The sequence below is a fragment of the Rhodococcus rhodochrous genome, assembly GCF_014854695.1.
Classification (GTDB): domain Bacteria; phylum Actinomycetota; class Actinomycetes; order Mycobacteriales; family Mycobacteriaceae; genus Rhodococcus.
In genome coordinates, this window is the sequence record NZ_CP027557.1 from 5,397,809 (window position 1) to 5,424,051 (window position 26,243).

At 68.3% G+C, this 26,243-nt stretch carries 25 protein-coding genes; 14 read left to right on the forward strand and 11 right to left on the reverse strand.

Translation table 11 applies throughout. The features are described from left to right. Positions 1-10: 10 nt before the first annotated feature. A complete protein-coding gene (locus C6Y44_RS24720) occupies positions 11-1,180 on the reverse strand; it encodes an acyl-CoA dehydrogenase family protein (RefSeq protein ID WP_016693996.1) in 1,170 nt (389 codons plus the stop codon). Positions 1,181-1,282: 102 nt separating this feature from the next. Between C6Y44_RS24720 and C6Y44_RS24725 the strand changes: the two genes are divergently transcribed. From C6Y44_RS24725 to C6Y44_RS24740, 4 genes are all read left to right on the forward strand, one after another. Next, positions 1,283-1,909, forward strand: a complete 627-nt coding sequence (locus C6Y44_RS24725) for a TetR/AcrR family transcriptional regulator (RefSeq protein ID WP_159417147.1) — start codon at positions 1,283-1,285, stop codon at positions 1,907-1,909. A 10-nt stretch (positions 1,910-1,919) separates the two neighbouring features. Continuing rightward, positions 1,920-2,714, forward strand: coding sequence for an LLM class F420-dependent oxidoreductase (locus C6Y44_RS24730; RefSeq protein ID WP_159417146.1), 795 nt, complete (start codon positions 1,920-1,922; stop codon positions 2,712-2,714). 25 nt (positions 2,715-2,739) lie between these two features. Continuing rightward, positions 2,740-3,972 carry an alpha/beta fold hydrolase gene (locus C6Y44_RS24735; protein ID WP_159417145.1) on the forward strand — a complete coding sequence of 411 codons (1,233 nt, stop codon included), beginning with the start codon at positions 2,740-2,742 and terminating at the stop codon, positions 3,970-3,972. 129 nt (positions 3,973-4,101) lie between these two features. Continuing rightward, the gene (locus tag C6Y44_RS24740; RefSeq protein WP_159417144.1) at positions 4,102-6,180 is read left to right on the forward strand and encodes a PhoX family protein; all 2,079 of its coding nucleotides are present in this window, start codon (positions 4,102-4,104) and stop codon (positions 6,178-6,180) included. A 61-nt stretch (positions 6,181-6,241) separates the two neighbouring features. Here the strand turns inward: C6Y44_RS24740 and ggh are convergent, their stop codons facing one another. Next, positions 6,242-7,579 (reverse strand): glucosylglycerate hydrolase, encoded by a 1,338-nt coding sequence (ggh, locus tag C6Y44_RS24745; RefSeq protein ID WP_016694013.1) that lies wholly within the window; start codon positions 7,577-7,579, stop codon positions 6,242-6,244. A gap of 104 nt (positions 7,580-7,683) precedes the next feature. Further along, complete coding sequence (locus C6Y44_RS24750; protein ID WP_159417143.1) at positions 7,684-8,853, reverse strand: LLM class flavin-dependent oxidoreductase; 1,170 nt, start codon at positions 8,851-8,853, stop codon at positions 7,684-7,686. Between the two features lie 166 nt (positions 8,854-9,019). Here C6Y44_RS24750 and C6Y44_RS24755 point away from each other — a divergent pair, with 166 nt between their 5' ends. The 3 genes from C6Y44_RS24755 to C6Y44_RS24765 are packed head-to-tail and all read left to right on the forward strand — an operon-like array spanning position 9,020 to position 12,310. Next, on the forward strand, positions 9,020-10,336 hold the full coding sequence (locus C6Y44_RS24755) for an MFS transporter (protein WP_159417142.1): 1,317 nt from the start codon (positions 9,020-9,022) through the stop codon (positions 10,334-10,336). A gap of 34 nt (positions 10,337-10,370) precedes the next feature. Continuing rightward, positions 10,371-11,285: a spermidine synthase gene (locus C6Y44_RS24760; protein WP_159417141.1), complete on the forward strand. Its 915-nt coding sequence runs from the start codon at positions 10,371-10,373 to the stop codon at positions 11,283-11,285. Positions 11,286-11,329: 44 nt separating this feature from the next. Beyond that, a complete protein-coding gene (locus C6Y44_RS24765) occupies positions 11,330-12,310 on the forward strand; it encodes a pirin family protein (protein ID WP_159419085.1) in 981 nt (326 codons plus the stop codon). A 47-nt stretch (positions 12,311-12,357) separates the two neighbouring features. Here C6Y44_RS24765 and C6Y44_RS24770 read toward each other — a convergent pair whose 3' ends face one another. Beyond that, positions 12,358-12,648, reverse strand: a complete 291-nt coding sequence (locus tag C6Y44_RS24770) for a putative quinol monooxygenase (RefSeq protein ID WP_159417140.1) — start codon at positions 12,646-12,648, stop codon at positions 12,358-12,360. Positions 12,649-12,735: 87 nt separating this feature from the next. Between C6Y44_RS24770 and C6Y44_RS24775 the strand changes: the two genes are divergently transcribed. Next, on the forward strand, positions 12,736-13,356 hold the full coding sequence (locus C6Y44_RS24775) for a class I SAM-dependent methyltransferase (RefSeq protein ID WP_026061529.1): 621 nt from the start codon (positions 12,736-12,738) through the stop codon (positions 13,354-13,356). A gap of 3 nt (positions 13,357-13,359) precedes the next feature. Here the strand turns inward: C6Y44_RS24775 and C6Y44_RS24780 are convergent, their stop codons facing one another. Both C6Y44_RS24780 and C6Y44_RS24785 read right to left on the reverse strand, forming a co-directional pair. After that, positions 13,360-14,802 carry a flavin-containing monooxygenase gene (locus tag C6Y44_RS24780; RefSeq protein WP_159417139.1) on the reverse strand — a complete coding sequence of 481 codons (1,443 nt, stop codon included), beginning with the start codon at positions 14,800-14,802 and terminating at the stop codon, positions 13,360-13,362. 3 nt (positions 14,803-14,805) lie between these two features. After that, entirely contained in the window at positions 14,806-15,816 is a 1,011-nt protein-coding gene (locus tag C6Y44_RS24785) for a PHP domain-containing protein (RefSeq protein ID WP_159417138.1), read from the reverse strand. 40 nt (positions 15,817-15,856) lie between these two features. On the opposite strand from C6Y44_RS24785, the gene C6Y44_RS24790 reads away from it, so the two are divergent. Together C6Y44_RS24790 and C6Y44_RS24795 are read left to right on the forward strand one after the other, a co-directional pair. After that, positions 15,857-16,561: a SanA/YdcF family protein gene (locus C6Y44_RS24790; protein WP_159417137.1), complete on the forward strand. Its 705-nt coding sequence runs from the start codon at positions 15,857-15,859 to the stop codon at positions 16,559-16,561. A 10-nt stretch (positions 16,562-16,571) separates the two neighbouring features. Then, positions 16,572-17,243: an SDR family oxidoreductase gene (locus C6Y44_RS24795; RefSeq protein WP_120283808.1), complete on the forward strand. Its 672-nt coding sequence runs from the start codon at positions 16,572-16,574 to the stop codon at positions 17,241-17,243. Between the two features lie 38 nt (positions 17,244-17,281). On the opposite strand, the gene C6Y44_RS24800 is transcribed toward C6Y44_RS24795, so the two are convergent. The 3 genes from C6Y44_RS24800 to C6Y44_RS24810 are packed head-to-tail and all read right to left on the reverse strand — an operon-like array spanning position 17,282 to position 19,740. Further along, positions 17,282-18,340 carry a DUF6777 domain-containing protein gene (locus tag C6Y44_RS24800; RefSeq protein WP_159417136.1) on the reverse strand — a complete coding sequence of 353 codons (1,059 nt, stop codon included), beginning with the start codon at positions 18,338-18,340 and terminating at the stop codon, positions 17,282-17,284. A gap of 9 nt (positions 18,341-18,349) precedes the next feature. Beyond that, a complete protein-coding gene (locus tag C6Y44_RS24805) occupies positions 18,350-19,357 on the reverse strand; it encodes an alpha/beta fold hydrolase (protein ID WP_159417135.1) in 1,008 nt (335 codons plus the stop codon). After that, on the reverse strand, positions 19,357-19,740 hold the full coding sequence (locus tag C6Y44_RS24810; RefSeq protein ID WP_159417134.1) for a nuclear transport factor 2 family protein: 384 nt from the start codon (positions 19,738-19,740) through the stop codon (positions 19,357-19,359). Before C6Y44_RS24810 ends, C6Y44_RS24805 begins: the two co-directional genes overlap by 1 nt. A gap of 143 nt (positions 19,741-19,883) precedes the next feature. On the opposite strand from C6Y44_RS24810, the gene C6Y44_RS24815 reads away from it, so the two are divergent. The 3 genes from C6Y44_RS24815 (at position 19,884) to C6Y44_RS24825 (ending at position 22,091) form a co-directional block, all read left to right on the forward strand. Beyond that, positions 19,884-20,711, forward strand: coding sequence for an alpha/beta hydrolase (locus C6Y44_RS24815; RefSeq protein WP_159417133.1), 828 nt, complete (start codon positions 19,884-19,886; stop codon positions 20,709-20,711). Positions 20,712-20,775: 64 nt separating this feature from the next. Continuing rightward, positions 20,776-21,372 (forward strand): CsbD family protein, encoded by a 597-nt coding sequence (locus C6Y44_RS24820; protein ID WP_159417132.1) that lies wholly within the window; start codon positions 20,776-20,778, stop codon positions 21,370-21,372. 59 nt (positions 21,373-21,431) lie between these two features. After that, positions 21,432-22,091 (forward strand): IF2 family translation initiation factor, encoded by a 660-nt coding sequence (locus tag C6Y44_RS24825; protein WP_159417131.1) that lies wholly within the window; start codon positions 21,432-21,434, stop codon positions 22,089-22,091. A 95-nt stretch (positions 22,092-22,186) separates the two neighbouring features. On the opposite strand, the gene leuS is transcribed toward C6Y44_RS24825, so the two are convergent. After that, positions 22,187-25,054 (reverse strand): leucine--tRNA ligase, encoded by a 2,868-nt coding sequence (gene leuS / locus C6Y44_RS24830; RefSeq protein WP_159417130.1) that lies wholly within the window; start codon positions 25,052-25,054, stop codon positions 22,187-22,189. Between the two features lie 96 nt (positions 25,055-25,150). Here leuS and C6Y44_RS24835 point away from each other — a divergent pair, with 96 nt between their 5' ends. Then, positions 25,151-25,555: an SdpI family protein gene (locus tag C6Y44_RS24835; protein WP_016691037.1), complete on the forward strand. Its 405-nt coding sequence runs from the start codon at positions 25,151-25,153 to the stop codon at positions 25,553-25,555. A 21-nt stretch (positions 25,556-25,576) separates the two neighbouring features. Here C6Y44_RS24835 and C6Y44_RS24840 read toward each other — a convergent pair whose 3' ends face one another. Beyond that, on the reverse strand, positions 25,577-26,230 hold the full coding sequence (locus C6Y44_RS24840) for a hemerythrin domain-containing protein (protein ID WP_120280919.1): 654 nt from the start codon (positions 26,228-26,230) through the stop codon (positions 25,577-25,579). Positions 26,231-26,243 lie beyond the last annotated feature (13 nt).

The window sequence follows — 26,243 nt, forward strand, 5'->3', positions numbered from 1 at the left end:
GTCCGGGGCCTCACAGTCCGAGAATCGAGGAAGCGATGATCGAACGCTGTACCTCGTTCGACCCGCCGTAGATGGTGACCTTGCGGTTGTTGAGGTAGGTCGGCATCGTCAGCTGCGCCCAGTCGGGCGAGTCGATACCGGCCTCGCCGGCGGGCAGCGAATCGGGGCCGGCGATGTCGACGAGCAGTTCGGTCGCGGCCTGCTGCAACTCGGAGCCGCGCATCTTGAGCAGCGACGATGCCGGGTTGGGCTTGCCGTCGGCCGAGCCGGCGACGACGCGCAGCTGGGTGAGCTCGAGAGCGAGCAGCTCGTTCTCGAGTTCGGCCAGGCGTGCCGCGAAGATCGGGTCGTCGAGCAGCGAGCCGCTGCCGTAGCGGGTCTCGGCCGCGAGGGACTTCGCCCGCGCGAGCTTGACCTTGGTGGCGCCGACCCGGGCGATGCCGGTGCGCTCGTTGCCGAGCAGGAACTTCGCCTGAGTCCAGCCGGTGTTCTCCTCACCGACGAGGTTCTCGGCGGGAACGCGCACGTCCTCGAAGAAGACCTCGTTGACCTCGTAGCCACCGTCGATCAGCTTGATCGGACGGCGGGTGACGCCCGGGGTGTCCATCGGGAAGAGCAGCATCGAGATGCCGGCCTGCTTCTTCGCGTTCGGATCGGTGCGGACGAGGCAGAAGATCCAGTCGGCGTGCTGCGCGAGCGTCGTCCACGTCTTCTGCCCGTTGACGATGTAGTCGTCACCGTCGCGGACGGCGCGGGTCTTGAGGGACGCGAGGTCGGAGCCGGCCTCGGGCTCGGAGAATCCCTGGCACCACCAGATGTCGAGGTTGGCGGTGGCGGGGAGGAAGCGTTCCTTCATCTCCTGCGAACCGAACTGCGCGATGACCGGGCCGATCATGGAGGCGTTGAACGGCAGCGGGTCGGGCACCGACGCGAGCTGCAGCTCGCTGAGCCAGATGTTGCGCTGCATCGGCGTCCAGTCCTGACCGCCCCATTCGACGGGCCAGTTGGGAACGGCGAGGCCGCGCGAATGCAGGATGCGCTGGACAGCGACGTAGTCGTCCTTGCCCAGCGGGGTGCCGGAGGCGGTCTTCGCACGCACTTCGGCGGGGATCTCGGTGGTGAAGAAGGTGCGCAGTTCGTCGCGGAACGCACGCTCCTCCTCGGTGAGCTTCAGGTTCATGGAGGGGCCTTCCAGGGATGCCGGCGCCGTAGCGCTTCTCGCGATTCCAAACTAACCTTACATTGTTAGCTCGTCCAGGCCGGGCCGGAAGGAGGACGATGGATGGCGCGCCCGCGCACGCCGCTGCTCAGCCGTGAACTCATCCGCGACGTCACGCTGCGACTCGTCGACGAGCACGGCCTCGACGCCGTCTCGATGCGTCGGATCGCCGCCGAACTGGGTGTTCGCGCCCCGTCGCTGTACAGTCACTACGCCACCAAGGAGGAACTCCTCGACGACATCGCCGACGCCATCGGCGAATCGGTCGACGTCAGCGGGTTCGCCGAGGACGACTGGCAGGAAGCACTCCGACGTTGGGCCCGCACCTACCGGGACGCGCTCGCCGCGCACCCGAACATGGTGCCCTTCCTCGCCGCGAGCCCGGGTACCCGGCCCGTCTCCCTCCAGGCGTCCGACGCCATCCACGGCGGCCTCACCCGCGCCGGCTGGCCGCCCCGCTTCGCGACGATGATCGGTGCCTCGATCAAGTACATCGTCATCGGCTCCGCGATCACCTCGTTCGCGGGCGGATTCGACGATCACATCGACACCTACAACGAGCGGTATCCGCATCTGTCGCAGGCGCATCGGCTCCGTGAGTACGCGGCCGAGATCGACGCCGAGAGCTTCGACCTCGTTCTCGAGTCCTTCCTGCGGGAACTCGGGCGACGATACGAGATGTTGCCTTAACGTGGATCCCATGACGCGCCCCCTTCGCATCGGACTCCAACTACAGCCCCAGCAGCAACCCGATTACGGGGTCATCCGCGACACCGTGCTCCGCGCCGAGGATGCCGGCGCCGACATCGTGTTCAACTGGGACCACTTCTACCCCCTCTACGGCGATCCCGACGGCGCGCACTTCGAATGCTGGACGATGCTCGGCGCATGGGCCGAACAGACCGAACAGGTGGAGATCGGCGCACTCGTCACCGGCGGCGGGTACCGAAACCCCGATCTGCTCGCCGACATGGCCCGCACCGTCGACCACATCAGCGGCGGCCGGCTCATCCTCGGCATCGGCGCGGGCTGGTTCGAGCGGGACTACGACGAGTACGGTTACGAATTCGGCACCAAGGGCTCCCGGCTCGCCCTGCTTGCCGAGTACATGCCTCGCATCGTCAACCGACTGGGCAAGCTGAACCCGCAGCCCACCCGGCACATTCCCATCCTCATCGGTGGCGGCGGCCCGAAGAAGACACTGCCGATGGTCGCGAAGTACGCCGACATCTGGCACAGCTTCGGTGAGCTGGAGACCCACGCCGAGAAGTCCGGGATCCTCGCGCAGCGCTGCGCCGAAACCGGTCGTCGCCCCGAGGACATCGAACGCTCCACCTCGTGGCCCGGTGCCGAGGCCGCACCGTCCTATGTCGATCTCGGTATCACGCAGTTCACTGTGGGTGTCGGTGGTCCCGACTACGACCTCACCGAACTGCGTGAAGCGATCGCATGGCGCGACGAGAACTCCGCACCGCCGCTGACAGGGCTCAGCTGATCATCGTCAGTATCATCGGTGGTGCATGTCGAACGCACCATGGTTACCGCCCTGCACCGCCGACGACTGGGACGACGGTCGTCGGCGGCGACGTCTCCGCGACACCCGCACCGGTCATCACTGGGTGCGGTTCGGCCGGTTCCGACGAGTCCTCGCGCGCACGGCCGTCGCGGCGCTCCCGCTCGTCGCCCTGTTCACCCAGTACTGGGCGTGGGACGTCGCGCCGGTCCGTGAGCGACTCGCTCTCACGCAGCCGCAACTACATCCGATCCACGACGCGGCGGCGCGGGAGGACCGCGACACGGCGGTCGTCGACCTCGTGGGCCTGGGCAATCTCGACGCGACCGAGACCGCCACGGCACTGCCCGCACTGAGCGAACTCGGGCAGGTGTGGGCGGTCGAGTACGACAACAGCGGTCTCGACACCGCCGTCGTCAGCCGGCTGATCCACGAACGTGCGGCATGGTCCGGGATCGAGAACATCGTGCTCACCGGGCACAGTATGGGTGGGATCATCGCTCTCGAGGTCGCCCAGCACCTGTATCAGGACACCCCACTCGAGGTCACCGGCGTCATTCTGGACTGCACTCCGCTGGACCTGCACGCCGTCCGGGCCGACGCGCGTGACGCCGGCGAGGACCTGTTGCGTTGGATCGGCTGGCTGCCCGGCGCGCGGGAGAGCCGCAGCATGCGCATGCTCGTCGAGGTCGTCGCCCGCATGGACCGTTTCGTGCTCCCTTCGGACCGGTGGTACCGCCGTATCGACACCGAAGAGTTGCGCGACGTCGCGGTCGAGGTGCTCAACGACAAGATCTTCTCCACCGACGCCGCGAGCAACGGGCTGATCGAGTCGCAGTTCCGGGCGATCGTCGCCTCCGGTGCGATCGACAACCTGCGGGCGCTCGCCGACGAACGCGACGACAAGATCCGTCCCGCCATAGCGTTCCTCCGGCCACGGAATGCCATGGCCGACAACGTCGTCGACGTCGAGTACAGCCACCGCATCCTGATCGACCAGTCCGGCGGTGTCGACGGCACGCTGCTGGTGTCGAAACTCGATCGCACCGGACACGCCAATCCCATCCAGGCCCCTGCGGAATACAACACGGCGATCACGAACCGGGTGGTGCCCTTCGTCGACGGCAGGCCCGGCCGGGTCGAGGACGACGAGGAGGCGCCACCGGACGACGAGTTCTTCGATGACGACCGTCCCGAGGTCCGGCCGATCGTGGATCTCGACCGCATCGCTCCGGGCTGACCTCGGCCCGTTCTGTGACCGCCGTCTCACGGCCGCCGAATGCTCATCGGGTGTTCACCTTCTCGTTCCGTCCGACTCGCCTGACGCTCCTACGGTTCCGGCGTCGAACCGATTTCCGAGGAGAACGTTGTGGCCCGTAGAGTCCTGCCCTTGTTCGTCACGCACGACGGCATATCGTCGCGCTCGAACATCACGTGCAAGTACAAGTGCGGGGATGCCTGTTCGCACGCCGTCCCGAACACCTCCCGCGGTGAATATTTCGGCGACATCGTGCGCGCGGCCGTCTCGCGTCGCGGGGTCCTGCGGGGCGGTGCCATGGCCGTGCTCGCCGTCGGCGCCGGTGGCGTTCTGACGGCCTGTGCGGACGATTCCGCCGCGGCCGCCGGTAGTGACGCGGGGGCGGCAGGCGATCTCGGGCCGGTGCCCGACGGCACGAACTTCACAGCGGTCGCGCCGAACACCGATGACGCGGTGACGGTTCCGGAAGGATACGAGAACGACGTCGTCATCCGGTGGGGCGATCCGGTGCTGCCCGATGCACCGGCCTTCGACATCGGCAACCAGACGGCGACCGCGCAGGAGAAGCAGTTCGGGTTCAACAACGACTTCGCCGGTCTGCTCCCGGTGGACGGCCGACCCGACACCTACCTGCTCGTCGTCAATCACGAATACACCACCGAGCCCTTCATGTTCGCCGACTACGACGCGGACGACCCCACCGAGGAACAGGTACGCATCGGCATCGCCGGTCACGGACTGTCGGTCGTCCAGGTGAAGGGCGAGACCGGGACCGGCCGCCTGACACCGGAATTCGGCGAGTACAACCGTCGTATCACCGGAACCACCGAGTTCCTCCTCACCGGTCCGGCCGCGGGCAGCGACCTGCTGAAGACCACCGCCGACCCGACGGGCACGCGGGTCGCGGGGACGTTCAACAACTGCGCCGGCGGGCTCACGCCGTGGGGCACCGTGCTGTCGGGCGAGGAGAACTTCAACCAGTACTTCGCCAACGCCGAGAGTGTGACCGACCCGGTCGTCGCCGAACGTCTCGCCCGGTACGGACTCGAGGGCGCGGAAACCGAACGGAAGTGGGAACGATTCGACCGGCGCTTCGACATCGCCGCGGAACCCAACGAGGTCAACCGGTTCGGGTGGATCGTCGAGATCGATCCGTGGGACCCGAATTCGGTGCCCGTCAAGCACACCGCACTGGGACGGTTCAAGCACGAGGCGGCCACCGTCCACATCACCGACGACGGCACTGTCGTGTCGTACAGTGGTGACGACGAACGCTTCGACTACATGTACAAGTTCGTCTCGTCGCGGAAGATGCAACCCGGGAACTCGCGAGCGGCGGTGCGGCACAACATGACCCTGCTCGACGCCGGCACGCTCTATGTCGCGAAGCTCAGTGGCGACCATCCGGACGAGATCGACGGATCCGGAACGCTTCCCGAGTCCGGCGAGTTCCGCGGCAGCGGCGAGTGGATCCCGCTGCTGCGCGCGAACGAGGACGGCAGCGCCGAGTCGCTGGTCGACGGCATGAGCGCCGAGGAGGTCGCGGTGTTCACCCGCCTCGCGGGCGACCGGGTGGGGGCGACGAAGATGGATCGCCCCGAGGACTTCGAACCGAATCCGGTCACCGGCAAGGTCTACATCGCACTCACCAACAACACCAAGCGCGGCGTCGACGGCGCCGCCCCGGCCGACGAGGCGAATCCACGCGAGAACAACAAGAACGGTCAGGTCCTCGAGATCGACGACGACCACGCGGGTACGTCCTTCACGTGGACGCTGCTGCTCGTGTGCGGGGACCCGAACGAGGCCGACACCTACTTCGGCGGCTTCGACAAGTCGCAGGTCAGTCCGATCTCGTGCCCCGACAACCTGGCCTTCGATTCGTACGGCAACCTGTGGATCTCCACCGACGGCAATGCACTCGGCTCCAACGACGGATTGTTCAGCGTCGTCCTCGACGGACCGCGCCGCGGTGAGACGAAGCAGTTCCTCACCGTGCCGATCGGCGCCGAGACGTGCGGGCCGATCGTGCAGGACGGCCGGGTCGTGGTGTGCGTGCAGCATCCCGGGGAGACGGACGACGCGTCGTGGGCATCGCCGGCCTCGCACTGGCCCGACGGCGGCGACTCCCAGCCGCGTCCCGCCGTGGTCGCGGCGTGGAAGTCCGACGGCGGACGTATCGGGGTCTGACACCTCGGGCGTGGTTCCGGTGGCGCTCGCTACGGCGCTCGCTACCGGAACCACGCACAGGTCATCCGAGCCAGTCCAATACCGCTGCGGCGGTCCACGACTGCTGCATGCTGCCGAGCGGGTCGCCGGTGAACGGCTCGTAGTACTCGGCGAAGGTGCCGTCGCTCGCCTGCCTGAGTCCTTCCGCACGAAGCACGTTCGCGCGTTCGGCCCAGCCGCGACGGGCGAACGCCCACGAGAACAGCCACGTCATCACGGGCCACACCGGTCCGCGCCAGTACTCGCGGGGACGGAAGTCGCCCGAGACGGGAGACGTCGACGGCGGTACCGCATAGCGAAGATCCGGATGCCCGCAGAACTTCGGCCCTTCGAAGGTGCGCAGCAGCGCCCGCTCGGCCTGCCGGTCGAGGCCACCGCACAGCAGCGGAGCGAACATCGCGAGAGTGTCGGTGGCGACCCACTTCCCGCTGCGCAGGTCGAAATCCTTCGCCGCGCCCGTCCGCGGATCGGTCGTGGCGATCACGCCCTTCCGGAACCGTTCGGCCCACGAATACAGCTCGCGCACATCCGCGTTGGGACGGGAATGCTCCTCACCGATGGTCGCGAGCACCTCGCACGACAGCGAGAACACCGCGCTGACGAAGACGTCCTCGACCGCGAAGCTCATGGCCTTCGCGAGCACGCCGTCCTCGTAGCGCGCCGTCTTCATCTCCTCGAGCAACCACAGATAACGCGCGTATTCGCGGTCGGTGGGTCGCTGGGTGGCGTCGGCGACGTGCTCGAGATCCTCGCGATGGAAGGGCGGCACCGGACCGGCGATGACGTTGGCGTACGCCGTATCCCAGCGCGGGGAGTTGTCCATGCCCGACTCCCACCCGTGGTACAGCGCGATGCGGCCGTTGCCGTCGAGATCGCGCGCGTGCGCGAGCCAGCGGTGCCAGCGCACCAGATCCGCCCACCGGCGATCCAGGAACTCCTCGGCGACAGCACGTGTCGAGCGGCCGTGCCGTCGCGAATGCTCGAGGATGCGCTGCACGGCGATGGCGTGCACGGGAGGCTGGGTGATGCCCGAGGTCTGCACCTGCGCCGGTGCGTGCGCGGCCAGCTCGGAGACCGCCCAGCGCGCCGGGCCGGGGAAGTAGCCGTCGACACCGTTGGCGAAGACGATGTGCGGGATCATCCCGTTCTTCCACTGCGCCGAGAGCAGGGTGTCGAGTTCGACCACCGCCCGTTCGACACTGAGCGGCGCGAGCCCCACGGCGACGAACGCCGCATCCCAACTCCACATGTGTGGATAAAGCTTGGGAGCGGCACTCGTCATGGTGCCCAGGTCGTTCCCACGCAACAGGTACGCCGCGCGTGCGGCGAGCTGTGTGGACGTGAATCCTCGGTCCGGCATGGCCCCATTCTCTGTGCTGCGGACGGATCCGCACGACGAGGGCCGCAGCTGTAACAGCGCCGACACATTTCGTGCCGGCGCTGTGTCGAGCTGACGGATGGTGGTCAGTGAGCCGAGGGCAGGAAGGCCGTCGAACCCGACAGGTCGCCCGCTCGACGGGAGGCCGGTGCGAGCAGGCCACGACGCTCGAGGATCGGGCGCACGCCCTCACCGAAGCGGTAGGCCTCCTCGAGATGCGGGTAGCCCGACAGCACGAAGTGGTCGAGACCGATCTCGGCGTACTCGGCGATACGGTCTGCGACCTCCTCGTGGGAACCCACGAGCGCGGTGCCCGCGCCACCACGGACCAGACCGACACCCGCCCACAGGTTGGGGGCGACCTCGAGGCTGCGGGCGTCCTTGCTCGCGGCGTAGGCGCTGCCGCCACCGTGCAACTCGACCATCCGTCGCTGACCTTCGGAACCGGAACGGGCCAGACTCTGCTGGGCCTTCTCGATCGTCGCGGGGTCGAGCGCGGAGAGCAGGCGACCGGCCTCGGCCCAGGCCTCCTCGGAGGTGTCCCGGCTGATGACGTGCAGGCGGATGCCGTAGTCCAGAGTGCGGCCCTGGATGTCGGCGAGGCCGCGGATCCACGCGATCTTGTCGGCGACGGCGGCCGGCGGCTCACCCCACGTGAGGTAGGTGTCGCAGAACTGCGACGCGACGGTGCCCGCGGCGGGAGAGGACCCGCCGAAGAAGAGCGGCGGCACCGGATCGGGGATGCGCTGGAGTTGGGCGTTCCGAACCTGGATGTATTCGCCCTCGAAGTCGACCGGGCCGTCGCCCGCCCACAGGCGCTTGATCACGTCGAGGTATTCGCCGCAGCGCGCGTAGCGCTGATTCTTGTCGAGGAAGTCGCCGAAGGTGCGCTGTTCGTGGTCCTCTCCGCCGGTGACGACGTTGAGGAGCAGGCGTCCCTGCGACTGCCACTGGAAGGTCGCGGCCATCTGCGCGGCCAGCGTGGGGCTGATGAGCCCGGGGCGCAGTGCGACGAGGAACTTGAGGGTCTCGGTGGTGTCGATGAGCATCGCCGTCGTCAGCCACGCGTCCTCGCACCACGCGCCGGTGGGGGTGAGGACCGATTCGAAGCCGCTCGACTCCGCAGCAGCGGCGATCTGGTTCAGGTAGCGCAGCGTCGCCGGACGATCGCCCGACATCGAACTGCCGTGGCCTCCTGCCATGAGGTTTCGCGAGTCGCCGTAAGTAGGCAGGAACCAGTGCATATGCAGAGACAAGACGAAGTCCTCGAGTCGACGACAGGCAAGCGTGATGTCCAGGAGAACAGCCCCGGAGGGTGCCCGGCAACATTTGCGATCAGCATGATCGGAACCCGTGCGTGAAGGCGGCGGGCGTGGTTAGCGTCGCCGGGTTGCACGCTGTCCACCACCGGGAATCGAGTCCATGACCACGCTGTCACAGCCCAGTTCCGCACCCGAGTCCGATCTCGATCGCCGCAAGAGACTACGCACCGTGGTCGCGGCGAGTCTGCTCGGTACGACGGTCGAGTGGTACGACTTCTTCCTGTACGCGACGGCCGCGAGCCTGGTGTTCAACCAGCTGTTCTTCCCCGACCAGAGTTCGTTCGTCGGCACGATGCTGGCCTTCGCGACCTTCGCCGTGGGTTTCGTGGTCCGCCCCATCGGCGGTGTCGTCTTCGGCCACATCGGTGACCGGATCGGACGCAAGAAGACCCTCGCGCTGACGATGTTCATCATGGGCGCCGCCACCGCGCTGATGGGCATCCTGCCCACGTATGCGCAGGTGGGCGTGGTCGCGCCGATCCTGCTGCTCCTGCTGCGCATCCTGCAGGGCTTCGCTCTCGGTGGTGAATGGGCCGGGGCCGTCCTGCTCGCCGTCGAGCACAGCCCGGAGAAGAAGCGCGGCTTGTTCGGCAGCATCCCGCAGGTGGGCCTCGCGCTCGGTCTCGCGTTGGGCACCGCGGTCTTCGCGGCCCTGCAGGTGATCTTCGACGAGCAGCAGTTCCTGTCGTACGGCTGGCGGATCGCATTCCTGCTCAGCCTGGTCCTCGTCGCCGTCGGTTTCGTCGTGCGTCTGAAGGTCGACGAGACCCCTGCCTTCCGCGAGGTGCAGGAACTCGCGAAGAAGTCGTCGGCTCCGCTCGTGGACGTCTTCCGGCCCGGCGTGCGTCGCAGCACCGTCCTCGGTCTGCTGTCGCGGTGGGGTGAGGGCGCGGCGTTCAACACGTGGGGTGTCTTCGCCATCACCTACGCCACCAACGACCTCGACTTCGCCAAGGTGCCGGTGCTCCTCGTCGTCACCCTCGCCGCGCTGGTCATGGCCGCGCTGCTCCCGGTGTCGGGCATGCTGGTCGACCGGTTCGGCGCGAAGCAGATCTACACCGTCGGCATCGCCGCCTACGGCATCGCGGTGTTCCCGACCTTCGCGCTGTTCGGCACGAACAACCTGTTCTGGTTCGCCGCCGCGATGATCCTCGTGTTCGGCATCGTCCACGCCCTGTTCTACGGCGCGCAGGGAACGTTGTACGCGAGCCTGTACCCGGCGGAGATCCGCTACACGGGCCTGTCGGTCGTCTACCAGTTCTCCGGCATCTACGCGTCGGGCATCACCCCGATGATCCTCACCGCGCTCATCGCCGTGGCCGGCGGTCCCTGGCTCGCCTGCGGTTATCTCGTCCTCACCTCCGTGATCAGCGTCGTGGCCACCTCGATGATGCGCAAGGAGGACCTCCGCCTCTGATCGGACACCAGGTGGCCGGTACTAGGCTCGTCGTATGAGCAGGCAACGAGGTGGCCGCGCCGCATCGTCGCCGCGCAAGGAGAAGACGGGTGCACCGGGCGGCCCGGTCGAGGGGTTGTACGACATCGACACGGGTACGTGCGAGCTCGTCAAGGACCGCTATCTCGCCGACGGATGGGTACTCGAGATCAACGGGGTGCCCAGTTCGCACATCGACCTGAGCGATCCGGCCCTGCTCGAGTTCGAGTACATGCGGTGGATCGCGATGCTCGTCGAGAGCAGGTTCGAACGCGACTCGAGATTGCGCGTGCTGCACCTCGGTGGGGGTGCGTGCACGATGGCGCGCTACTTCGCCGCGGTCTACCCCGACGCTCGGCAGGTCGTCGTCGAGATCGACGGTCGCCTCGCCGAACTCGTCCGCCACTGGTTCGATCTGCCCCGCGCCCCGTTGCTGCGCATCCGGGTGGGGGAGGCCCGCCAGGTCCTCACCTCGCTCTCCGACGCGAGCCGCGACGTGATCGTGCGGGATGTCTTCGCCTACAACCGCACTCCCGTCGCACTCACGACCCTCCAGTTCACTCAGCACGCCCGGCGTGTGCTCGCACCCGGCGGTGTCTACGTCGTCAATTGCGGCGACTTCCGCGACCTGACCGTCGCGAAACGCGAGGCCGCGACGATCGGTGAGGTCTTCGAACACACCGTGATCATCGCCGACCCCGCGATGCTCAAGGGACGTCGCTACGGCAACGTCGTCATCGCCGGCAGCGACCTGCCGCTCGGTGACTCCCCGGCCCTGGCCCGCGACCTGCTCGGCGGGGCCGTCCCCGCGCAGATCCGACTGGGGGACCAGATCGAGAAGTTCGCTGCCGGGGCGCGCGTGCTCGACGACAGCGAGGCCATCACACCGCCCGGAACAAAGAGCACGGGCACGGAGTTGCACGGGTCATGACGTCAGCAGCCCCTACTCCGGTACTCCAGGTCTTCCGGCTCGGTATGCCCTGGCAGACGATCGATCCCTTCCTGTTCGTCGCACACCACGTCGACGCGTATCCGGCGGGCAACGACGAACTCGGACCCGACGCGTCGCTCGACGGCCGCCCGCTCGGCCAGGACTTCGGCAACCCCGCGGGCTGGAGCATGTACCACGGCACCACCGTCCCGGGATTCCCCGGCCACCCGCACCGCGGCTTCGAGACGGTCACCTTCGTCCGCTCGGGGTTCGTCGACCACTCCGATTCCGTGGGTGCGGCGGCGCGTTTCGGTGAGGGCGACACGCAGTGGCTCACCGCCGGCAACGGAGTTGTCCACAGCGAGATGTTCCCTCTGCTGAACGAGGATTCGGACAATCCCCTCGAACTGTTCCAGATCTGGCTGAACCTGCCCGCCGAGTCGAAGACCGTCGACCCGCACTTCTCGATGCTGTGGAACGAGGACACCCCCACCGTGACGGTCGCGGACGAGGACGGGCACACCACCTCCGTCCGCGTCATCGCCGGTGAACTCGACGACGCGACTCCGCCGCCACCCCCGCCGAATTCGTGGGCGTCCCGACCCGGCACCGACGTGGCGATCTGGAACATCGACCTGTCGTCCGGTGCGCGCTGGGAACTGCCGGTCGCGCGCGGTGAGCAGACGCAGCGGGTCCTGTACGTGTACAACGGTTCCCCCGTGCGGATCGGCGATCGGACGATCGAGTCCGGGCACGGGGTCGTCGTCGACGCGTCGGTACCGGTGCACCTCACCGGCGGCGACGAGGGCACGCAGATCCTGATGCTGCAGGGTCGCCCGATCGGCGAACCCGTCGTCTCGTACGGCCCGTTCGTGCTCAACGACGAGGCGGGCGTCCGGCAGGCGTTCGAGGACTACCGCCGCACCGGATTCGGTGGATGGCCCTGGGACAGCGACGGTCCCGTGCACGAGCGCCACGCCGGCCGGTTCGCGCGGTATCCCGACGAGAAGCTCGAGCAACGCTGACCGCGTGCGCAGATCCTGTCGAGCTCCGGCGGGATCTGCGACGAGAACTACTCGTTCGACGACAGCACATCCGGGACGAGGTATTCGGAGACCTCCATCGACCGAATCTCCCGGGCCTGATCGTCGCCGGGTCCGCTACCGCGGAAGTCGTCGAGCTGCGCCCGTGACTCCCACCGTTCGTAGATGCAGACGCGGTCGGGTTCGATCAGGTCCGCGGTGACAGCGAAGTCGAGGCAGCCCGGCGCTCTGCGGGCGGCCTCGACGACGGACCTGCAGGTCGCCAGATAGAACTCACGCCTGTCGGCGTCGACGGTGAGATGTCCTGCGACGATGATCATGAATCCCCTCCCGTGGTCACTGCCTCGTGGTGGGTAGGACCTGCGAACGGGGTCGAACTCATCGCGACACCGTCGTACCATGCCGAAGTGACCCAGCCCGGATACGATGCCCTCGCGGATCTGTACGTCGAGCTGTTCCCCGATCCGTACCTGACGCCCCTCGAACGCCACACCGTCGCCGCCTTCGCCGAGATGGTGCGGCAGAGCCCGGTGCAGGGTGTCGTGCTGGATGTGGGCTGCGGACCCGGATACGTGGCCGCGGACCTCGCCGAACGCGGACTCGACGTGATCGGCCTCGATCCCAGCACCGAGATGCTGCGCATCGCGCGAGGCGCACACTCCGCGCTGCGATTCGTCCGGGACGATGCACGACTCGGGTCCGACGAACTCCGCGAAGTGGTTCCGAGCGCGATCATCGCGCGGTGCAGCCTCATCCATGTTCCGCCGTCCGAGATCCCCGGGATCCTCGACGGGTGGGCGGAGAGGATTCCGTCCGGCGGCGTGGTGCTCGTCGCGGGCCAGACCACCGACACCCCCGGCGAAGTGATCGAGTTCGATCACGCGGTGGCGCCGGCGTGGCGATGGCACCCGGATCGTCTCGCAACGGCGTTGTCCGATGCCGGATTCGACGAGGTGTGGCGGACGGTCAGCCGCCCCGACGCCGACCATCGCTTCCCCGACGTCCACCTGGCGGCGCGCCGGCGCTGACGGTCAGGGCGTGAACTGCATCGATCCGTCGATACGCCCGAACCGCATGGTGGGCAGGTCGAGGAGATAGTTCTGCCGCATCAGCCACGGACTGCGCGAACCCTGCTTGGGCAGAGCACCTTCCGCGCGGTGGATGTACCCGGCGTCGAGACCGAGCAGCGGACGGGTACGTCCGTCGCCCGAATATCTCGGCACCGCCGAACGGTAACCGTTGCGGTGCATGTACCGCAGCAACCGGCACACGTAGAGGGACGCGAGATCGGCGCGCAGGGTCCACGACGCGTTGGTGTAGCCGAGACACATCGCGGCATTGGGCAGACCGTCGAGCATCATGCCGCGGTAGATGAACCGGGTCGAGAGGTCGACCTTCTCCCCGTCGACGACGAACTCGATTCCGCCGGCAGGAACCAGTTGCAGACCCGTTGCAGGAATCAGGATCTCGGCCTCGAGTTCGCGGCCGGACTCGAGGCGGACGCTCTTCTCGGTGACGGTGTCGATCCGGTCGGTGACGATCTCGGCCTTCCCGGCGCGCAGGGTGCGGAACAGGTCGGAGTCGGGGACCACGCACAGTCGCTGATCCCACGGGTCGTAACGCGGTGAGAAGTGGGGATCGACCGGGATCCTGCCGCGCAGGCGACGTTCGGTGAGGGTGCGCAGCACGCGTTTCGCGGCCGAGGGGAACCGCCGGCAGAACTGGTAGAAGCCGAGATTGACCACGACGTTCTTCGTCCGCACCGCGCGGTGGGCCACCCTGTCCGGCAACAGGCGTCGAATCCGCGTCGCGATCGGGTCTCGCGCGGGCAGCGACATCACGTAGGTGGGGGAGCGCTGCAGCATCGTCACGTGCTCGGCCTTCTCCGCGAGCGCAGGCACGAGCGTGACGGCCGTGGCGCCACTGCCGATCACCACGATCTTCTTTCCCTCGTAGTCGAGGTTCTCGGGCCAGAACTGCGGATGCACGACCGTGCCCGCGAAGTCCTGCAGGCCGGGGATGTCGGGGAGATAACCCGACTCGTAGCTGTAGTAGCCGCTGCAGAGATAGAGGAAGGAACAGGACACCTCGACGGTGCCCTGCCCGGTCGAGGCACGCACCGTCCACCGGGCATCCTCCGACGACCACGAAGCATCGATCACCTTGTGACCGAATCGGATCCGACGATCGATACCGAATTCGGCGGCGGTGTCGCGGATGTACTGCAGGATGTCGGGACCGTCGGCGATGGATTTCTCGCCCCGCCACGGGCGGAACGGGAAGCCGAGCGTGTACATGTCGCTGTCCGACCGGATTCCCGGATAGCGGAACAGATCCCACGTACCACCGATCGCGTCGCGACTCTCGAGGATGGCGTACCCGAGACCCGGGCACTGTGTCTGCAACCGGTAACCGGCACCGATGCCGGACAGTCCGGCTCCCACGATCAGTACGTCGATGTGTTCCACACGCATCCCCTACCTGTCGGTCCACGCCAGCAGGTCGTCGAGCTCCCAGGTGTTGATCACCTGTTCGGGTTCGACACCCCGCTCGACGGCACGTTCGCAACCGTACCCGAGCCAGTCGAGCTGCCCGGGTGCGTGCGCATCGGTGTCGATGGAGAACAAGCAGTCCGTCTCGAGCGCGAGGTCGATGAGACGTGACGGCGGGTCGCGGCGTTCGGGCCGGCAGTTGATCTCGACGGCGGTGTCGTGGTCGCGACACGCGGCGAAGACCTTCTCGGCGTCGAACTTCGACTCGGGACGGCTTCCGCGACCCCCGGCGACGAGCCGGCCGGTGCAGTGCCCGAGGACGTCGACGTGGGGATTCGCCGCCGCGCGCAGCATGCGTTTCGTCATCGCCGACCGGTCGGCCCGCAGGTTCGAGTGCACGCTCGCGACGACGACGTCGAGTTCGGCGAGCAGCCCTTCGTCCTGGTCGAGCGACCCGTCATCGAGGATGTCGACCTCGATACCCGTGAGAATCCGTGCACCACTGCTGTTCTCGTTGATCTCCGCGACGATGGCGAGCTGCGAGCGCAGCCGCTCCGCGGTGAGGCCGTTCGCGACCTTCAGGCGAGGGGAGTGGTCGGTGAGGGCGAAGTACTCGTGCCCGATCATCGTCGACGCGACACGGTGCATCTCGTCGATGGGGCTGCCGCCGTCGGACCAGTTCGAGTGGGTGTGCAGGTCGCCGCGCAGGGACTCGAGCAGATCGCGGCCGCCGCGTCCGATCGGGTCGGCCTCCTCGCGCAACTGCTCGAGATAGGCGGGTACTCCGTCGAACGACTCGCGGATGACGGTCGCGGTCTTCTTCCCGACGCCCGGCAGATCGGTCCACGAGTCGGTCTTCCGCAGCACCTCCCGCTTGGGGTCGCTCACCTCGGCGAGCACCTCCGCCGCGCGTCGATAGGCCTGCACACGGTAGGTGTCGGCGTGTTCACGTTCGAGCCAGAAGGCGACTTCGCGGAGTGCGTCGACGGGGTCCACCCCTCCATTGTGGCCGCCGGGCGTCCGTAATCTGGGACGCATGCTCGAATCCGTCCGGTCGTCGTCCCCCCTCGGTGCGGTCTCCGCACTGGTCGTCGGTGCGGTGTCCGCGCTGACACTCGTCTCCGCCCGCGTTGCGTCGGAGGCGAAGGACCTCATGTACGAGGTGGACGACGCGCCGCCCGCCCCGGTGGTGATCGTGCCGGGCGCGCGGGTGCACGAGGGCCGTCCGATGCGGGTGCTCCGTAGCCGCCTCGACGTCGCGGTCGCGTTGATGGAACGGGGACGGGTGCAGGCCGTGCTCGTCTCGGGCGACGGGGCCGGAACCTCGGGCGACGAGATCGAGGCGATGATCGCGTATCTCGTCGAGCAGGGTGTGAACCGGGAACGGATCGTCGCCGATCCGTACGGTCTCGACACCTACGACACCGCCCGGCGCGCCGTGGCCACCTACGGCGTGCGGCAGGCACTGATCACGACCCAGGGCTTCCACCTTCCGCGCGCGGTGGCGTTGTGCCGGCGGGCGGGCATCGACATCGCCGGAGTCCGCGCCGCGAACGACGTGCGGCTGCGCACGCGGCTGAGGAATCTGGCGCGCGAGTACGTGCTGTCGCGACCCAAGGCGTTCCTCGAACTCCGGTTCCCGCGCGACCCGGCGGTGGAGACCCCACCGGACGACCGGCTCGCCGAGATCCTGGCCGGTCTCGAGCACGGTGCGGTGGCCGCCCCACCGTCTGCTTCCTAGGCTCGTGATCATGCGCCCCACAGCTCTCGTCACCGGAGGGGGTCGCGGTCTCGGCGCCGCGATCGCCCACGAACTCGCTCCCACCCACGATCTGCTCCTCGGCGGCCGACGTCGCGAGTCGCTCGATGCGATCCTCGAGGAACTGCCCGACGCCACACCGTGGCCCGTGGACCTGCTCGATCACGACGCCGTCGCCGCGGCCGCCGCCGACATCGACCGGCTCGACGTCCTCGTCCACAACGCCGGTGTCGCCGAACTGGGCACGATCGCCGACAGCGAGCCCCGGCAGTGGCGCGAGACGTTCGAGGCGAACGTCGTCGCCGTCGTCGCCCTGACGCAGGTGTTGCTGCCGGCCCTACGGGCCGCGAACGGCCACGTGGTGCTCATCAACTCGGGGGCGGGTCTGCGTGTTCGCCCCGGCTGGGGTGCCTATGCCGCGAGCAAGTTCGCACTGCGGGCGTTCGGCGACGCGCTGCGCGAGGAGGAACCCGCGCTGCGGGTCACCTCGATCCACCCGGGCCGGATCGACACCGACATGCAGCGCGCGATCGTCGCGTCGGAAGGTCGTGAGTACGACCCGTCGCAGTTCCTCAGCCCCGGCACAGTGGCGCGTGCGGTGCGGCAGGTCGTCGAGGCGCCGGTCGACGCCCACCCCACCGAGGTCGTTCTGCGTCCTCGCTGACAACTCGAAAGAGCTGACGGCTCGGAACGGCCGACGACTCAGAAGGGCAGCGGAATCACCACCGGGGGAGCGCCCGGGATCTGGATCTGGATCTGCGGAGGCGGCGGCGCAGGAGCTCGCGGCGCCGGCGGAGGTGCCGGTGCCGGAGCCGGAGCCGGAGCCGGAGCGGGTTCCGGAGCCGGCGGCGGTGGCGGTGGCTCCGGAGCGGGCGGAGGCGGAGGCGGCGGTTCCGGGGGCGGAGGCGGTGGTGCCGCGGCTTCCGGCACCGGAGCACGCCGCGGTGCGGGAACGGGTGCCTGCAGTGCCTCGGTCTCCGGGAGGGTTTCCTCCGTGGTCTCCGGTGCGGCCGGAGCCGTGGTCTTCGGCAGAGCCTCACCCACCGGCACGGGGACCATCGCGCCGGTCGTGATGTCGACGACCTCCAGCTCCCGCACGGCAGTCGCGGCGGGCTGGACGACGAACATCCGCTCGGCGTTCAGACCGGGCCATTTCGGGCCTTCGAGTTCGTCGTTGCCGGTGAGCACCGGCGCGGACAGGGGATTGCCGCGCACGCACCGCACGCGCGGAACACCGAGTTCGTCGACGAGGACGATCGTGCCGCGCTCGAGCAGCGACTGCACGGGCCGCGCGGCACCGTCGCGGTACTCGTGCATGGTCACCCGGGTGTCGGCGCGCAACAGGACCGCCGTGAGGGTGTCGGTGTAGCCGCGGATGTCGGGCACGCCGAGGACACCGCGCCACGCTTCGGCCTTGGCGGGATCCTCCTCCAGATGAAGGATGAGTGCTTCGCGGTCGCACAGGGGCCGGTCGAGACTGCCCCCGTAGAGGGCCGGCCGATCACCGGGAACGGCCGGAGCCCCGGCGGTGGCGGTGACCGGGTCGCCGCCGTCCTCGACGACTTCGGGGGGTGGGGGCGGCACCGCGACCGGCACCTGCGGCGGCACCAGACGCGGCGTCCACGGGTCGTCCTGCGCGGTCGCGACATGCAGTTGCACGGGCGTCGTCGTCTCGACCGAACCGCCCGACGAGCAGGCACCCGCCACCAGTGCCGTCAGGGCGAGTGCCAGACCGAATCCACGAACCGTGTCGCTGGCCACGCCGCCATGCTAGGTCGATGATCGCCGGTGAAAGTGCTGTTCGACGGTTCTCGTCGGTATCCGGATCCCGGAGAGGAAACGCAGGAGAAGGTCGTTCACCTCGTCGCGACGTTCCATCTGCACGAAATGCCCCGCGTCCTCGAGCAGGTGGACACCGCGCAGATCGGGGACGAAGGCACGCATCCGTTCGAGCGCCGACGACCCCGACATCGCGACGACGGGATCCCGGTCGCCCGCCACGAACAGCGTCGGTACCTGCACCTTCGCGCCCTCGTAGGGACGCGACGCCTCCCAGTTGGCGTCGTAGGCGCGGTACCAGGACAGACCTCCACCGAATCCGGTGCGGGCGAACTCGGCCGCGTAGTACGCGAGTTCGTCGTCGCCGAGCCAGTCCCACGGCAGCTCGGGAGCGGTGGGCAGCACGTCGAGATATCCGCGTCCCTCGGACGGATGCGACCACACGTCGAGATAGCGGTATCCGCCCGACAGCGCGAAGAACAATCGCTGCAGGAATTCGCGCGGGCGCGGATCGAGTTCCGCCTCCGCGACTCCCGGTTCCTGGAAGTAGTGGAGGTGGAGGAAGTGCTTGTCGGCGAGACCGCGGAAGATCTCGCTGGGTCGCGCGGGCATCCGGTCCGGCGAGTAGGGCACGGCGAGCAGGACGAGACCGGCGACGCGATCCGGATGTCGCAGCGCCGTCGTCCACGCGACGGGCGCACCGAAGTCGTGACCGACGACGACCGCGCTGTCGATCCCGAGGACGTCGAGCAGTCGGACGAGGCGATCGGCGACCGCGACGTTCGTGTACTCCTCGACCTTCCGCGGCCGGTCGGTCCGGCCGTAGCCGGGCATGTCGGGGGCGACGGCACGGTAGCCGGCGTCGACGAGCGGCGCGAACTGGTGCCGGTAGCTGTACCCCAGGCCGGGGAATCCGTGGCACATGACGACCGCGGGTCCGTCGCCCCGATCGTCGATGTTCCACGTGAAACCATCGACCTCGACGATGCGGCCGTCCATCAGGAGGCGGGGACGGTCTGCATGTCCTCCTGGCTCCAGAACGCCCTCATGCTCGTGATCCTCGCGTCGTCGTCGAAGGTCATCACGTCGACGACCTCCATGATCAGATCCTGCTCACCCAGGTGCGTGACCAGACGGAACACGAAAGCGGCGTTGCTCTCCGCGATCTTGAGGGTGATCAGCTCACCGGTCTGCGCGAGCGGTTCGACCACGCCGTAGAACTCGCGGATCTCGGCCTCGGTGGCGCGGACCGGCGTGCCGACCGGATCCTCGACCGTCGCGCCCGGCGCGTACAGGGCGAGGACATCGTCGACGGTGCCCGAGGCCACGGACTTCACATAGTTCTCGACGGTGGCGCGGATCGCGTCCCGACTCGGTGCCATGAGATCTCCTTCGTTCGAATCTGGAACACGTTTCAATTCGACGGTAGTGGGCCGGATCCGTGGATGCACTCGCGATTCCCACTCGGAAGACCCCGCGGCGGAGGACGATGACATCGCCATCACCCGGAACGATCGGAGACCCGATGATCGACGCTGTCGCCTTCACCCTCGACGGACACGCCGGCGCCCTCGCGGCCCGCACGTGGGTCGGTGAGACCCCGCGCTACGTGGTGCTGTTGTGCCACGGCTACGGCGAGCACTGCGGACGCTACGAGTACGTGGCCGCGCGCCTCGTCGCCGACGGCGCCGCCGTCTACGCGGTGGACCACATCGGTCACGGTCTCAGCGACGGCGAGCGCGTCCTCATCGACGACTTCGAGAAGGTGGTCGACGACTTCCGTCTGCTCGATCTCACGGCGCGCCGCGAGCATCCCGACCTGCCGGTCGTGCTCGTCGGACACTCGATGGGCGGCATGATCGCCGCCCGGTACGCGCAGCGATACGGCTCGGAACTGGCCGCGGTGGTTCTGTCCGGCCCGGTCCTCGGCAGGTGGGCGGCCGTCGACGCCCTGCTCACGGCCGAGGAGATCCCCGATACCCCCATCGATCCGTCCACCCTCTCCCGCGATCCCGAGGTGGGTCGCGCCTATGTGGCCGACCCGCTCGTCTGGCACGGCCCGTTCAAGCGCACCACCGTGCAGGCACTGAAGACCTGCATCGACACGATCACCGCCGCAGGTGCCATCGACGACGTGCCCGTGCTGTGGTTGCACGGCGAGGACGATCGACTGGTTCCCCTCGACGGCACCGCCACCGGATGGTCGTCGCTGGCAGGTCGCGGGTCGTCGTCGAAGACCTATCCCGAGGCACGGCACGAGATCTTCAACGAGACGAACCGGGACGAGGTCCTGGGCGATGTCGTCGACTTCGTCGGCGCGCACATCCGCCCTCTCGAGACTCTCGAGGATTGAAGCCGACCGCGTCTGGCTACCCCAAGCCATGGGGCCGTCCCCTTCGTGTCCCGTACGGAAGGAGATGACCGTGGTCGAAGACAGCCCATCCGACAGGGCTCGCCCTGGTCCGGCCGACAAGGCACGCCTCGGGTTGAAGCAGACCGTGTTCGGCAAGGCGAAGGAGGTCGCCGGCGCTCTGACCGGCAACGACTCCCTCACCACCGAAGGCCGTCTCGAGCAGGAGCAGGCCCGGCAGACCAGGAAGGCCGACACCCTCTCGCACATGGCCGAGGCCGAGAGCGACGAGGCGGTCGAGCAGCTCGACGCCGTCCGCGAGGCCGGACAGCAGGAGCGCGAGGCCGTGCAGCAGCGGACCGACGCCGTCGAGTCGCAGGCCGAGCGGGAGGCACGGGTCCGCAAACAGGCCGCCGAGCTCGAACAAGAGGAGAACATCGTCCGAGGGCGATCCGACGCCGCCCGCGAGGTCACGGCCGCGGAACAGCGGGCACGCCGTGAGGAGAACGAGCAGGTCACGGATGCCGCCGCAGCGGTCGCGGCCGCCGACGAGGACCACCGACGCGCCTCCCACGACGCCGAACGTGCACGCCTCCAGGCCGAGGAGGAACGTCGCAAGGCCGAAGCCCTCGAACGCACGCTGACCGACGAGCCGGATCACTGACGAACACCACCGACATTCCCTACCGGAGCTGTACCCCCATCGAAGTTGGAGATGCGCCCATGAACCTCGCCACTCTGCCCAAGAGCGTTCTGCGACTGCAGTACAAGATCGCCCGCTTCCCGCTGGGATTGATCGAGCAGCAGTTGCGGTTCCTGCCCACCGACGCCCCGCCGCGCCTGATGTACGAGCGGGGGCTGGGCATGCTGGACGGCATCGTCGGCAGCGTGCTCGACGACCAGGAGATCGCCACGCGCGGGGCACTCGCCACCGAACGTGCCGACGCGGTGAAGCGCGCGGAGAAGCTCGACGCTCAGGCCGCGGCCGAGAAGCGGGCGGCGGACGCCGAACTCCGCCGGACGCGTGAGCGGGCCGAGGCCGAGCAGGAAGCCGCACGACGCGACCGCGAGAAGGAGGTCCAGCAGGCCCGCGAACGCGCGCAGGAACGCGCGAAGCAGGCGGAGAAGGAAGCCGAGCAGAAGAAGGCCGCCGAGACCGCGAAGGCCGATCAGGAGGCCGCCGCGAAGCGCCGTGCCGCCGAGACGGCGAAGAAGAAGGACGAGGAGCGCATCCGCAAGGCCGAGGAGGAGGCCGCCGAGCCCGCCAAGATCTCCCTCAAGGATGCCGTCGCCAAGCAGCTCGAGGCGAAGGAGGCGGAGGAGCGCGCACACGATGCGGGCGAGGTCGCCGAGTTCGAGAAGATCGAACACAAGAACCCCTGAGCGAGAAGCACTCTCGGTGAAATCCGAGCGCACAGCACAGACGACGAGACCCCGGTGCATCCGGTGCACCGGGGTCTCGGCCGTCGGAAGTGTTGCTACTTCACGACATTGACCATCTTGCCGGGAACCACGATCACCTTGCGTGGTGCGGCACCGCCGAGCAGGTCGGCGATCTTCTCGTCCGCGAGCGCAGCGGCCTCGATCGCGTCGGGCGTGGCGTCGGCGGGGACGGTGATGCGGCTGCGCACCTTGCCGTTGACCTGGATCGGGTACTCGACGCTGTCCTCGACGAGCCACTTCTCGTCGGCGACCGGGAACGGGCCGTGTGCAAGCGATTCGGTGTGTCCGAGACGCGACCAGATCTCCTCGGCGAGGTGCGGGGCGACCGGGCCGAGCATGAGCACGAGCGGTTCGACGGCGCTGCGCGGCGCACCCGACGGGTACTGCTTCGTCAGGTGGTTCGTGTACTCGATGAGCTTGGCGATCGCCGTGTTGTCGCGCAGGTGGGTGAAGTCGTCGGACACACCCGCGACCGTCTTGTTGAGCGCCCGCAGCGTGTCGTCGCCGGGGGTGTCGTCGGTGACGCGCAGCGCGCCGCTCTCCTCCTCGACGACCAGACGCCACACGCGCTGCAGGAAGCGGTGCGCGCCGACGACGTCCTTGGTCGCCCACGGACGCGACTGGTCGAGCGGACCCATCGACATCTCGTAGACGCGCAGGGTGTCGGCGCCGTACTCGTCGAAGATCTGGTCGGGGCTGACGGAGTTCTTGAGCGACTTGCCCATCTTCCCGTACTCGCGAGCGACCTCCTGCTCACCGTCCGGGCCGGTCCAGTAGAACGTGCCGTCGCGCTCGACGACCTCCTCGGCCGGCACGTACACACCGCGCGAGTCGGTGTAGGCGTAGGCCTGGATGTAGCCCTGGTTGAACAGGCGACGGTACGGCTCCGAGGAGGTGACGTAGCCGAGGTCGAAGAGCACCTTGTGCCAGAACCGCGCGTACAGCAGGTGCAGCACCGCATGCTCGACACCGCCGACGTAGAGATCGACGCCACCCGGGTCGTTCGGGCCGTGCAGTTCCGGCCGCGGGCCGGTCCAGTACGCCTCGTTCTCCTTGTCGCAGAAGGCTTCCGAGTTGGTGGGGTCGATGTAGCGCAGCTGGTACCACGAGCTGCCGGCCCACTGCGGCATCACGTTGGTGTCGCGCGTGTAGCGCTTCAGGCCGTCGCCGAGATCGAGCTCGACGTTCATCCAGTCGACCGCCTTCGCGAGCGGCGGGGACGGTTCGGAATCGGCATCGTCCGGATCGAACGAGACCGGCGCGTAGTCCTCGACCTCCGGAAGTTCCACGGGCAGAGCGGATTCGGGCAGCGCATGGGCGCGTCCCTGCTCGTCGTAGACGATCGGGAAGGGCTCGCCCCAGTACCGCTGCCGCGCGAACAACCAGTCGCGCAGCTTGTACTGGATGGTGCCGCGTCCGGCGCCGTCCTCTTCGAGTTTCGCGACGATCGTCTTCTTCGCCTCGGCGACGTCGAGACCGTCGAGCAGGCCGGAGTTCACCAGCACGCCGTCGCCGGTGTACGCCTCGGCGGTGACGTCGCCGCCGGAGATGACCTCGCGGACGGGCAGGCCGAAGGCGGTCGCGAACTCCCAGTCGCGCTGGTCGTGGCCGGGAACGGCCATGATCGCGCCGGTACCGTAGCCGGTGAGGACGTAGTCGGCGATGAAGATCGGCAGTCGCTCACCGTTGACCGGGTTCACGGCGTAGGCGCCGAGGAACACACCGGTCTTCTCCTTCGACTCCTGCCGCTCGAGATCGGACTTCGCGGCGATCGACGCGCGGTAGGCCGCGACCGCGGCAGCCGGATCGGCGGCGCCGCCGGTCCAGCGCTCGTCGACACCCTCGGGCCAGGACGCACCGACGATCCGGTCGACGAGTTCGTGCTCGGGAGCGAGGGTCACGTAGCTGGCACCGAACAGGGTGTCGGGCCGGGTCGTGAACACCTCGATCGCCGAATCGTGGTCGGCGACGGCGAACTTCACCTGAGCGCCGTGCGAGCGCCCGATCCAGTTGCGCTGCATGGACTTGACCTTGTCGGTCCAGTCCAGGTGCTCGAGATCGTCGATCAGGCGGTCGGAGTAGGCGGTGATCCGCATCATCCACTGGCGCAGGTTCTTCCGGAAGACCGGGAAGTTGCCGCGCTCGGAGCGGCCGTCGGCCGTGACCTCCTCGTTGGCGAGCACCGTGCCCAGGCCCGGGCACCAGTTGACGAGCGAATCCGACCGGTAGACCAGGCGGTACGAGTCGATGACGTCGGCGCGCTCACCCTCCGACAGCGACGCCCAGTCGCGTCCGTCCTCGAGCCGACGCGTGCCGTCGGCGAATTCGGCCTCGAGTTCGGAGATGCGACGTGCCCGGCCGGCCTCGCGGTCGTACCAGGCGTTGTAGATCGTCAGGAAGATCCACTGCGTCCAGCGGTAGAAGTCGACGTCGGTCGTCGCGACCGAGCGACGCTCGTCGTGCCCGAGACCGAGCCGGGAGAGCTGCCGCTTCATGTTCCCGATGTTGGCCTCGGTGGTCGTGCGCGGGTGCGTGCCCGTCTGCACGGCGTACTGCTCGGCCGGCAGGCCGAAGGCGTCGTAACCGAGGGTGTGCAGCACGTTGCGGCCCTGCATGCGGTTGAAGCGCGCGTACACGTCGGTGGCGATGTACCCGAGCGGGTGCCCCACGTGCAGGCCCGAACCCGAGGGGTACGGGAACATGTCCTGCACGAACAGCTTGTCGGAGGGCACCTCGCCCGCGAGATCGCCCACCGGATTGGGAGCGTGGAAGGTGCCGCGCTCGCGCCAGAGCTCCTGCCAGCGCTGCTCGATCCGCCCCGCGAGCTCGGCGGTGTACCGATGCTGCGGAGTGCTGCCGGGTTCGTGCTGGGAGGTCTGTTCGGGACGGGTCACGGTGATCACTATCTACTCGGCCGGGCGTGTGAGTGCTCCCACCAGGGTAGAACGTGCCCGCACCCGCGCAGACCGGTGGCACCACCGGCCGCGTATCCTGGTCGGGTGCTCATCGTCGCTGTCCTGCTCTTCGTGCTCGCTCTCGTCGTCGGCGCGGTGGGTGTCGCGGCACTGACCGGCAAGCTCCCGCGCAACCGCTGGGCCGGTGTGCGCACCCCCGACGCACTGCGTGACGACGAGGCGTTCGCCCTCGCCAACAAGGTCGCCGCACCCAGCATGCTCGGGTCCGCGGTGCTCCTCGCCCTCGGTGGAGTCGCGTCGCTGACGCTGCCCACCGTCGCCGGGATCATCGCGGTCGTCGTCACCGTGGTGGCCGCCCTGATCACCGCCGGAGCCGGCGGATCCGTCGCAGCGCGCGTCGCTGCGGCGACCAAGCCGGAGGAGACGGCCGGCTGCGGTACCTCGTGCGGCGCGTGCAGCCTGCGTGGGGCATGCGAGCCGACCGCCTGACGGTCCTCCCACCGGCAGTCCTCACGCCCAGCGGCGCTCCCGTGCGTAGCGCGGTGTCCACCAGAACCGGTTGAGCACCCGCACCGGTACCGGGAGACTCTTCAGCACTGTGGCCACGCTGTCCTTCGGCGCTCCCTCGAAGAGATAGGGCAGCATTTCGGAGACCTCGCGTTTGTCCAGTTGCCCGAACGCCCGCATCGAGATGTCGTGCCATTCCTCCTTGGTGATGGATTGTTCGATCAAGGGGAAAGCGTCCCGCTCCTCGTGCGCGAGATGAGCACCCAGCGACGTCACGAGACCGTCGAGCAGACCGCCGAGCCGCTCGGTCGCCGTCTCCCGGTCGTCGAGCACGGCCTCGATCTCCGCCAACGCCGGATCGATCACGGCGTGTTCGGCCTCCATCGCATCGAGCACCTCCATCGCCCCCGCATCGTGTGCGAGGCGTGGCCGCATGAACGGCCAGACGTAGGCGTCCTCGATGGAGTGGTGCGTGTGCAGTTCGGTGCTGAATCCGTGCCAGCCGAGGAGCAGCGCATCGTGCGTGCCGGGGTCGGCGGTCCGCCACTTCTGCGCGAAGTCGGCGAGACGTTCGGTGTCCCGGCGTAGAGCGGAGTGGATCAGATGCACGACCTCCAGATCCTCGGCGGACAACGGCGTGGCGTGAGTGGTGGTCATGGCGGGTACCTCG

Bases quoted from the DNA above. Each gene is read 5' to 3' on its own strand.
- C6Y44_RS24840 (WP_120280919.1), bottom strand. From the start codon at position 26,230: ATGACCACCACTCACGCCACGCCGTTGTCCGCCGAGGATCTGGAGGTC.
- C6Y44_RS24770 (WP_159417140.1), bottom strand. From the start codon at position 12,648: ATGATCATCGTCGCAGGACATCTCACCGTCGACGCCGACAGGCGTGAG.
- C6Y44_RS24720 (WP_016693996.1), bottom strand. From the start codon at position 1,180: ATGAACCTGAAGCTCACCGAGGAGGAGCGTGCGTTCCGCGACGAACTG.
- C6Y44_RS24805 (WP_159417135.1), bottom strand. From the start codon at position 19,357: ATGGACGGCCGCATCGTCGAGGTCGATGGTTTCACGTGGAACATCGAC.
- C6Y44_RS24825 (WP_159417131.1), top strand. From the start codon at position 21,432: ATGAACCTCGCCACTCTGCCCAAGAGCGTTCTGCGACTGCAGTACAAG.
- C6Y44_RS24810 (WP_159417134.1), bottom strand. From the start codon at position 19,740: ATGGCACCGAGTCGGGACGCGATCCGCGCCACCGTCGAGAACTATGTG.
- ggh (WP_016694013.1), bottom strand. From the start codon at position 7,579: ATGCCGGACCGAGGATTCACGTCCACACAGCTCGCCGCACGCGCGGCG.
- C6Y44_RS24755 (WP_159417142.1), top strand. From the start codon at position 9,020: ATGACCACGCTGTCACAGCCCAGTTCCGCACCCGAGTCCGATCTCGAT.
- C6Y44_RS24815 (WP_159417133.1), top strand. From the start codon at position 19,884: ATGATCGACGCTGTCGCCTTCACCCTCGACGGACACGCCGGCGCCCTC.
- C6Y44_RS24790 (WP_159417137.1), top strand. From the start codon at position 15,857: ATGCTCGAATCCGTCCGGTCGTCGTCCCCCCTCGGTGCGGTCTCCGCA.
- C6Y44_RS24760 (WP_159417141.1), top strand. From the start codon at position 10,371: ATGAGCAGGCAACGAGGTGGCCGCGCCGCATCGTCGCCGCGCAAGGAG.
- C6Y44_RS24730 (WP_159417146.1), top strand. From the start codon at position 1,920: ATGACGCGCCCCCTTCGCATCGGACTCCAACTACAGCCCCAGCAGCAA.
- C6Y44_RS24735 (WP_159417145.1), top strand. From the start codon at position 2,740: ATGTCGAACGCACCATGGTTACCGCCCTGCACCGCCGACGACTGGGAC.
- C6Y44_RS24820 (WP_159417132.1), top strand. From the start codon at position 20,776: ATGACCGTGGTCGAAGACAGCCCATCCGACAGGGCTCGCCCTGGTCCG.
- C6Y44_RS24795 (WP_120283808.1), top strand. From the start codon at position 16,572: ATGCGCCCCACAGCTCTCGTCACCGGAGGGGGTCGCGGTCTCGGCGCC.
- C6Y44_RS24765 (WP_159419085.1), top strand. From the start codon at position 11,330: ATGCCCTGGCAGACGATCGATCCCTTCCTGTTCGTCGCACACCACGTC.
- C6Y44_RS24725 (WP_159417147.1), top strand. From the start codon at position 1,283: ATGGCGCGCCCGCGCACGCCGCTGCTCAGCCGTGAACTCATCCGCGAC.
- C6Y44_RS24780 (WP_159417139.1), bottom strand. From the start codon at position 14,802: ATGCGTGTGGAACACATCGACGTACTGATCGTGGGAGCCGGACTGTCC.